Origin of the sequence: Nocardioides sp., assembly GCF_036374615.1 — a bacterium.
GTDB lineage: Bacteria > Actinomycetota > Actinomycetes > Propionibacteriales > Nocardioidaceae > Nocardioides.
Map to the genome: position 1 here is coordinate 1 of NZ_DASUTK010000114.1, position 7,895 is coordinate 7,895.

The 7,895-nt window shown below is 68.7% G+C and carries 9 protein-coding genes; 3 read left to right on the top strand and 6 right to left on the bottom strand.

The genetic code is table 11. The features are described 5' to 3' along the window. The 3 genes from VFZ39_RS09215 to cmk all read right to left on the bottom strand — a co-directional run. On the bottom strand, positions 1-701 hold a 701-nt coding region (locus VFZ39_RS09215; RefSeq protein WP_330865442.1), incomplete at its 3' end, for a GTPase. After that, on the bottom strand, positions 698-1,447 hold the full coding sequence (locus VFZ39_RS09220) for a lysophospholipid acyltransferase family protein (RefSeq protein ID WP_330865443.1): 750 nt from the start codon (positions 1,445-1,447) through the stop codon (positions 698-700). The genes VFZ39_RS09220 and VFZ39_RS09215, both read right to left, overlap by 4 nt. Continuing rightward, positions 1,444-2,127, bottom strand: coding sequence for a (d)CMP kinase (cmk, locus tag VFZ39_RS09225; protein ID WP_330865444.1), 684 nt, complete (start codon positions 2,125-2,127; stop codon positions 1,444-1,446). Before cmk ends, VFZ39_RS09220 begins: the two co-directional genes overlap by 4 nt. A gap of 160 nt (positions 2,128-2,287) precedes the next feature. On the opposite strand from cmk, the gene VFZ39_RS09230 reads away from it, so the two are divergent. The 3 genes from VFZ39_RS09230 (at position 2,288) to VFZ39_RS09240 (ending at position 3,542) form a co-directional block, all read left to right on the top strand. Then, positions 2,288-2,491 (top strand): (2Fe-2S)-binding protein, encoded by a 204-nt coding sequence (locus tag VFZ39_RS09230; RefSeq protein ID WP_330865445.1) that lies wholly within the window; start codon positions 2,288-2,290, stop codon positions 2,489-2,491. 10 nt (positions 2,492-2,501) lie between these two features. After that, positions 2,502-2,969, top strand: coding sequence for a bacterioferritin (gene bfr, locus VFZ39_RS09235; RefSeq protein ID WP_330865446.1), 468 nt, complete (start codon positions 2,502-2,504; stop codon positions 2,967-2,969). 93 nt (positions 2,970-3,062) lie between these two features. Then, positions 3,063-3,542 (top strand): GNAT family N-acetyltransferase, encoded by a 480-nt coding sequence (locus VFZ39_RS09240; protein ID WP_330865447.1) that lies wholly within the window; start codon positions 3,063-3,065, stop codon positions 3,540-3,542. Positions 3,543-3,560: 18 nt separating this feature from the next. Here VFZ39_RS09240 and VFZ39_RS09245 read toward each other — a convergent pair whose 3' ends face one another. Genes VFZ39_RS09245 through nhaC form a run of 3 tightly spaced genes read right to left on the bottom strand, consistent with a single transcriptional unit; the run spans position 3,561 to position 7,804 of the window. Continuing rightward, the gene (locus tag VFZ39_RS09245; protein WP_330865448.1) at positions 3,561-4,838 is read right to left on the bottom strand and encodes an arginine deiminase; all 1,278 of its coding nucleotides are present in this window, start codon (positions 4,836-4,838) and stop codon (positions 3,561-3,563) included. Positions 4,839-4,862: 24 nt separating this feature from the next. Beyond that, positions 4,863-6,329 carry a basic amino acid/polyamine antiporter gene (locus tag VFZ39_RS09250; RefSeq protein WP_330865449.1) on the bottom strand — a complete coding sequence of 489 codons (1,467 nt, stop codon included), beginning with the start codon at positions 6,327-6,329 and terminating at the stop codon, positions 4,863-4,865. Beyond that, entirely contained in the window at positions 6,326-7,804 is a 1,479-nt protein-coding gene (gene nhaC, locus VFZ39_RS09255) for a Na+/H+ antiporter NhaC (protein WP_330865450.1), read from the bottom strand. The genes VFZ39_RS09250 and nhaC overlap by 4 nt, the downstream gene beginning before the upstream one ends. Positions 7,805-7,895 lie beyond the last annotated feature (91 nt).

Below are 7,895 nucleotides of genomic sequence, written 5' to 3' on the forward strand. Positions count from 1 at the left end.
AGCTCGACCAGCTCGTCGACCGGGTCGACGGTGGTTCCGGCGACGTTGTCGACGACGGCCCGCTCCTCCCCCGCCAGCCGGTTGAGCAGCGAGGACTTGCCGACGTTCGGCTTGCCGACGATCGCCACCCGTCGCGGACCCCCGGGCTCCGGTTCCCGCTCCGGTGGCGGCTCGGGCAGCGCAGCCAGCACGGCATCGAGCAGGTCTCCCGACCCACGGCCGTGCAGGGCCGACACCGGGAACGGCTCACCGAGCCCGAGGTTCCACAACGCGTGCGCCTCGGCCTCGGTGCGCGCGTCGTCCACCTTGTTCGCGGCCAGGACGACCGGCTTCCCGGATCTGCGGAGGATCTTGACGACCGCTTCGTCGGAGTCGGTGATGCCGACCGTGGCGTCCACCACGAAGAGAACGGCGTCGGCGAGGCTGACCGCGATCTCGGCCTGGCCCGCGATCCGCTCGGCCAGGCCCCGGGCGTCCGGATCCCAACCCCCGGTGTCGACGACCGTGAACGCGCGGCCCGACCAGTTCGCGTCGTACGAGACGCGGTCGCGGGTCACGCCCGGGACGTCCTCCACGACCGCCTCGCGGCGTCCGAGGATCCGGTTGACCAACGTCGACTTCCCCACGTTGGGTCGACCGACCACGGCCAGGATCGGCACCGCTCCAGGAGCCTCGACGACCTCGGGTTGGTCCTCGCTCATCTGTCTCCCTCTTCGAGGAGCCCGGTCTCCGGGTCGTCCTCGCTCTGTCCGGCTGGTAGCGGACCGGGCAGGTCCCGGCCGGTCTGTGCACGCGCCTCATCCAGTGTGGCCAGCATCCGCTCCCGCAACAGCATCGAGGTGTCGCGAACCATTCCCCGGGTGCGTGGCCACGGCTGGGCCTCGATCTCGACCGGTGACCCGAAGACCAGGTCGATCGTGCTCCCCCGGGGTGGTACCGAGCCGATGCCGCCGCCCGGCACGCGAGTGCCCAGCAGGATCACCGGCACGACCGGAGCGCCGCTGACCAGGGCGAGGTACGCCGCGCCGTGGTGGAACCGGTGGAGCTCACCGTCCCCCCGCGTGCCCTCGGGGAAGACGCCGACGACGCCTTCGTCGCGCAGGACCCGCAGCGAGGTTCGCACCGCACGGGGGTCGGTGGCGAACCGATCGAGCGGGATCTGCCCCGATCGCCTCAGGAACCGGCCGGTGCGTCCCTCGAACATCTCCTCCTTGGTCAAGGCGTGCACCGGTCGTGGCGCGAAGATCGCCAGCAGTGGGCCGTCGAGCACGCCGACATGGTTGGCGGCGAGGATCACCGGGCCGCGGAGCGGCATCCGCTCAGGACCGTGCTGACGCACGACGTACCGGCGCCGGAAGTAGCGTGCGGCAGGGGCTCGCAGCCGGTTCAGCATCAGCCTCGGCGGGTGCGGGACGTGAGCGCTGGCGGGAGGGTCGTAGTGGTTCACGCCGGCCCCGCCCCGACCAGGGCGACGACCTGCTCCACCACCTCGTCCAGCGTGTACGGCGTCGTGTCGATGTGCACGGCACCGTCGACTCGAGTCAGCGGGGCGGTGGCGCGCCCGGAGTCGAGCCGATCGCGTGCCAACAGGGACTCCTGGGTGCCCGCGACGTCGATGCTCCCCGTCTCGGCGGCGCGGCGCTCGGCGCGCGCCGACGGATCCGCGCTCAAGAAGACCTTCACCTCGGCCTGCGGCCACACCACCGAGCCGATGTCACGGCCCTCGACGACGATCCCGCCCTGTCCGATCACAGCCCGCTGCAGCTCCAGCAGCCGCGCCCGGACCTCCGGCACCGCGCTCACCGGGGAGACTGCCGCGTTGACCTTGTCGGTACGGATCTCGGTGCCGACGTCGATACCGTCCACCACGATGGTGGGGGCTGTCGGGTCGGTACCGGAGACGATCTCCGGTTCCCCGCAGCGGGCGGCGACCGCCGCCGGGTCGTGGACGTCGACCCCCTGCCGCAGCAGCCACCAGGTCAGCGCGCGGTACATGGCGCCGGTGTCGAGGTACCGCAGACCGAGCCGGATGGCGACCGCGCGCGAGGTGCTGGACTTGCCCGAGCCGGAGGCGCCGTCGAGGGCGATCACCAGGCTCGTGCGAGCGGCGGGACGGGTAGCGGACACGGGGCGTAAGACTACCGCCGGGTCACCCGGCAGGAAGACTCGAGACGACCGCGCTCGAGGGAGAGACATGAGGGGCGGATATAGGTTAGGCTGCCCTCACTTCCACTCGACCGTGTGGGTACGGCTTCGCCGCCCCATGCCAGACCGCCGGAGCTCGCCGATGATCGTCTGCCACTGCCGCGTGGTGAGCGACCGCGACGTCGACGCAGCGGTCAGCGAGGGGGCACGCACCGTCGCAGCTGTCTGTCGCAGGACCGGAGCGGCGCAGGACTGCGCCACCTGCATCTTCACGGTGAAGGCTCTGGTGTGCCAGCATGCACAGGAGGCGTGGACCCTCGCGGAGGTGGACGGTGCAGCCAGTTGACCAGCGGATCGTGCAATTGCTCAGTGACGCGCTCACGTTCGAGCTGACCGTCACCAACACCTACTTCCTACACGCACGGATGCTGGACAACTGGGGGCTGCCCCGGTTGGGCAAGGTGTTCTACGACCTCTCCATCGGCGAGATGCGGGACGCCGACGACCTGATCAACCGGATCCTGCTCTTCGACGGGCATCCGAACCTCCAGAAGCTCAACGCGATCACGGTCGGTGAGTCCGCCGAGGAGATGCTGCGGCTCGGTCGCGACAGCGAGCTCGCCGCGGTGGCCCAGTTCAACGCCTCGGCCCACGAGTGCCACGAGCTCGGCGACCACGGCACTGCCGCGGTCTTCGAGGAGATGGTCCGAGACGAGGAGAAGCACGCGGACTGGTTCGAGTGCCAGCTCGACGCCATCGAGCGGGTCGGCCTGCAGCAGTACCTCGCCCAGCACGTCGACCCCGGAAGTGGCCCCGAGAGCTGACACCGGCGTCGGATCGTCACGAAAGGCGATCGTCGCTCCGAGGTCGCGGATGCCCGGCTGCACGCCGAGCCGCCGACCTGCAGGATTGGGTGCATGAGACGAGCTGCCGGCACCCGGCCCGCCGGCAACCTGCGCCGTGCCACCGTCGAGGACGTTGCCATGATCGCCGCGTGGCATCCGATGGAGCCTGCCGGCGTCCTCACGTGGTGGGAGGACGACTGGGTGGTGGCGTGGGTGCTCGAGGTCGACGGCGGCGCGTGCGGGTACGGCGAGCTGTGGATCGACCCGGAGGAGGACGAGGTCGAGCTGGCGCGGCTGATCGTGCCGAAGGCCTTGCGGGGACGAGGGATCGGCGGTTTGTTGACTCGCCTGCTCACTGCGGAGGCCGCCACGACCGGGCTCTCGACGACGATGCTGCGAACTACACCGGACAACGACGCAGCGATCGCCTGCTACCTCGCCAACGGCTTCACGCGCCTGCCTCCCGAGGAGGAGGCCGAGTGGAACACGGGCCAGCGCCGAGCGTGGGTGTGGATGCGGCTCGGGACCGACGGGAGCGCCGACACGCCGTGACCGGGCTCCAGTCCGTCCTCAGTAGTCGACCGCGTCACGGATGATCGGGCACGTCATGCAGTGGCCGCCGCCACGCCCCCGACCGAGCTCGGCCCCGACGATGGTGATCACTTCGACGCCGGCCTTGCGGAGCAGCGAGTTCGTCAGAGTGTTGCGGTCGTAGGTGAACACCACCCCTGGTTCGAGGGCGACGGCGTTGTTGCCGCTGTCCCACTGTTGGCGCTCTGACTGATAGACGTCGCCCCCGGTGGGAATCTCCTGGAGTGCACTCAGGCCCAGCGAGTCGGCGACCACGTCGAGGAAACGGCGGTCGCCTTCGTCGGTGATGTCGACCGTCCCGTCCTGTTCGCCCGGGCGGAGCGAGAAGGCGTGGATGCCGTCCACGATCGTGGGGTAGTAGGTGACGATGTCGCGGTCGGCGAAGGTGAAGACGGTGTCGAGGTGCATCGCTGCGCGCAGCTTGGGCATCCCGGCGACGACGACTCGCTCGGCGGCGCCCTGCGCGAACAGTGCGGACGCGACCTGGGTGATCGCCTGGCGCGAGGTCCGTTCGCTCATCCCCATCAGGACGACGCCGTTGCCCACCGGCATGATGTCTCCGCCCTCGAACGTCGCCCGGCCCCAGTCCTGCTCCGGGTCCCCCCACCACACGTTCGCGCCCACGAAGTCGGGGTGGTAGGTGTAGATCGCCTTGTAGAGCAGGGTCTCATCGTGGCGAGCCGGCCAGTAGAGCGGATTCAGCGTGACCCCGCCGTAGAGCCAGCACGTGGTGTCACGGGTGTAGAGCGTGTTGGGCAGCGGCGCCATCAGGTACTCGCGGCCGCCGAGCGCCTCACGGGCCAAGGCGACGTACGGCGAGCGGAAGTCCTCGGGCAGGTCGTTCGTCGCCAGGCCGCCGATCAGGTACTCGGCCAGAGCTCTATCCCCCAGGCTCGACAGATACCCGCGGACGCTGTCCACCAGGCCCACGCCGACCTCGTTCGCGACGATCTTGCGGTCCAGGACCCAGTCCCGAGCGCCGGGCACGCCCAGCGTTTCCGTGAGCAGGTCGTGCAGCTCCACGACCTCGACGCCACGCTGGACCAGCTTGTTCACGAAGTCGGCGTGGTCGCGCTGGGCGTTCTCGACCCACATCACGTCGTCGAAGAGCAGGTCGTCGCTGTTGGTGGGCGTGAGCCGGCGATGCGCCAGCCCGGGAGCGCACACCAGGACCTTCCGCAGCCTGCCCACCTCCGAGTGCACGCCGTACGCCGCCGAGGGGCGGGAGTCCGCCTGAGGAGTCTGCTCACTGGTCATGTCGTCGGTTCCTTCCGTAGGGCATCAGAGAGAGATCCGGCCGGTCCACAGCCCGACGACGCCGACGACTCCGGCGGCCAGGATGACCACGAACAGGCCGATCTCCGTGGGCGTGAACAGGCGGAGGCCGGACTCGCTGCGGGCCTTGATGTACAGGAGCGAGGCGGGCGCGAGGAGCACCGCGGACAGCAGCAGGAACTCCAGTCCCGCGGCGTCGAACAGGAACAGCGTGTACACCGTCGCGATGCCGGCGATGATCCCTTCCTTGCGCTTGACCCCCGGCGGCTCGCCCTCGTAGGTCTCCCCCGTCAGCGCGAGCTTCAACGAGTACGCCGCGGCCAGGAAGTACGGCACCAGGGCGAGGCTGGTGCACAGGTCCAGCAGGAAGTTCAGCGCGTCGGTCACGACGAGAGTCAGCAACAGGACCGACTGGACGGCGATCGACGTGATCACCAGGGCGGTGATCGGTGTCCCCTTGTCGTTCTCCCGACCGAGGAACGCGGGGAAGTCCTGGTTGCGTGCGGGGATGTACATCACCTCGGCGGCCATCAGCGTCCATGCGAGATAGGCGCCGAGCACCGACACGATGACCGCCACGCTGATGAACGCTTCACCCCAGTCGCCCACGACGTGCGCGAAGAGCCCGACCATCGACGGCTGCCGGGTGTCGGCGATCTCGGGCTGCGGCATCACGGAGTAGCTGGCCAGCGTCACCAGCGAGAAGATCGACAGCACGGTGAGGAGCCCCATGACGGTGGCCTTCCCCACGTCCTCCCGCTTCTTGGCGTAGCGGGAGTAGACGCTGGCGCCCTCGATGCCCAGGAACACGAACGTCGTGATGATCATCGTGTTCCGCACCTGCTCGTCGAGCGAGCCCAGGTCTCCGTACCCGTACGCCGTCCAGTTGTCGGCGAAGACACCCGCATCGAGCGAGACGAGCAGGACGACGATGAACACCAGGATCGGCAGCACCTTGAAGACCGTGACGATCCGGTTGATGATCGCGGCGTCGCGCACGCCACGAGCGATCAGCACGTGGAAGAACCACACACCGATGGTCGACAGAGCCAGTGCCAGCACCGTGTCGCCGTCCCCGAAACCGTCGAAGAACGCCCCCAGCGTCGCCGTGATGAACACCCAGTAGAACGCGTTCCCCGCGACCGCGCTGGCCCAGAACCCGATCGCGGAGTTGAAGCCGGCGTAGTCGCCGAATCCGGCCTTGGCGTAGATGAACACCCCGGAGTCGAGCTCGGGCTTGCGGATCGCGAGGTTCTGGAAGACGAACGCGAGCATCAGCATTCCTGCCCCGGCGACCGCCCATGCGATCAAGGAGCCCAGGATCCCGGTGGCCACACCGAACCGGGCGGGCAGGGAGAAGACTCCCGCACCGACCATGCCACCGACGACCATGGCGGTCAGGGTCGGGAGCGTCATCTTCTGGACGATGCTGCTCTCGCCGGCCCCTGTGGGGGCTTGCTCGGTCGTGCTCATGTCAGCTCCTTGGCCGTGTCGGACGGCTCGATCCGCTCGATCCTGAACCCGGTGAATCCGTACAGGACGCTCAGCAACGGGCTGGCCCAGCAGAAGACGGCGTACGGCGCGTACAGCAAGGTCGAGACACCGAGCGTCGCTCCCATGAACGCACCGCACGAGTTCCACGGCACCAGCGGCGAGGTGACCGTGCCGCTGTCCGCGGCCAGCCGGGACAGGTTCGTCGGTGCCAGGCCGCGCCGCGCGAACTCCATCCGGAAGACCCGCGAAGGCAGCACCAGCGCAATGTACTGGTCCCCAGCCACGATGTTGAGGCCGAAGGCGCACGCGAAGACGGTCAGGAAGAGTCGACCCGTGCTCCTGGCGGAGGCGATCATCGGGTCCACGAGTCGCGCGATCAGGCCGAAGTGTTCGAGCAGAGCGCCGAAGGTCACGGCGCCGAAGATCAGCCAGAGCGTGAGCAGCATGGAGTCCATGCCGCCGCGCGACACCAGTCGGTCGACCTCGGCGAGGCCGGAGTTCATCTCGAACCCGGTCGCCAGCGCCTGCCACACCGCCTTGATGGAGTCCGTCACCACGTTCCCCGTGCCGCTGACGAAGTCGGCGACCACGTCGGGTTGTGTGAACGCCGCCATCAGCCCTGCGAACAGGGCAGAGGCCATCAGCGCGAGTGACGCGGGCACCTTGCGGATCGAGAGGTAACCGAGCAACAGCAGTGGCAGCAGGTTGAGTGGGGTGATCCAGAAGACGTCGGACAGCGCGTCGAGCTCAGTCGTCGTCGCGACCGTGTCCTCGGTCAGGCCAGTGTGAGCGAGGCCCATCACGAAGAACACGATGACCGCGATCACGAACGCCGGCACCGACGTCCACACTTGACGCTTGATGTGTTCGTAGACGTCGACCTTCACCATCTGGGCGGTGAGGATCGTGGTCTCGGAGAGGGGTGAGGTCTTGTCGCCCAGATACGCACCGGAGATGACCGCGCCCGCCGTGATCTCCGGTGAGACGCCGAGCATCGTCGCGATGCCCACCAGGCCGACCCCGATCGTTCCCGCTGTCGTCCACGAGCTGCCGATGCTCAGCGCCACGACGCCACAGATGATCGCAGTGGCGGCGTAGTACCAACCGGGCGAGAGGACCTGGATGCCGTAGTAGACCAGCGTGGGGATGGTTCCGGACAGGTTCCACGTGCCGATCAGGGCGCCGACCGCGAGCAGGATGAACACGGCGCTGGTGACCGAGGCCATCGCTCCCTGGCCCGCCGTCTGTACCTCCGTCCAGGGGTGGCCGTTCTTGAGGGCGATCAGTGCCGCGACGGCCGCGCACAGGACCAGCGCCACCTGGATGGGGCCGTCGAGGGCGTCGAGCCCGAACAGCAGTAACGACCCCCCGATCAGGACCGCCAGGGCGATCAGTGGGATCAGGGCGTCGGCCAACGAGGGCTCACTGAACCGGCTCGGTTCTGCGTCGCCCACGCTTGGATCATGCCGGACGCACGTGGCCGGCGCTAGCCCATCACCTGGCGGTACGAGCGGCGAATGCCACCCGCCCAGGCGTCTACTGTGA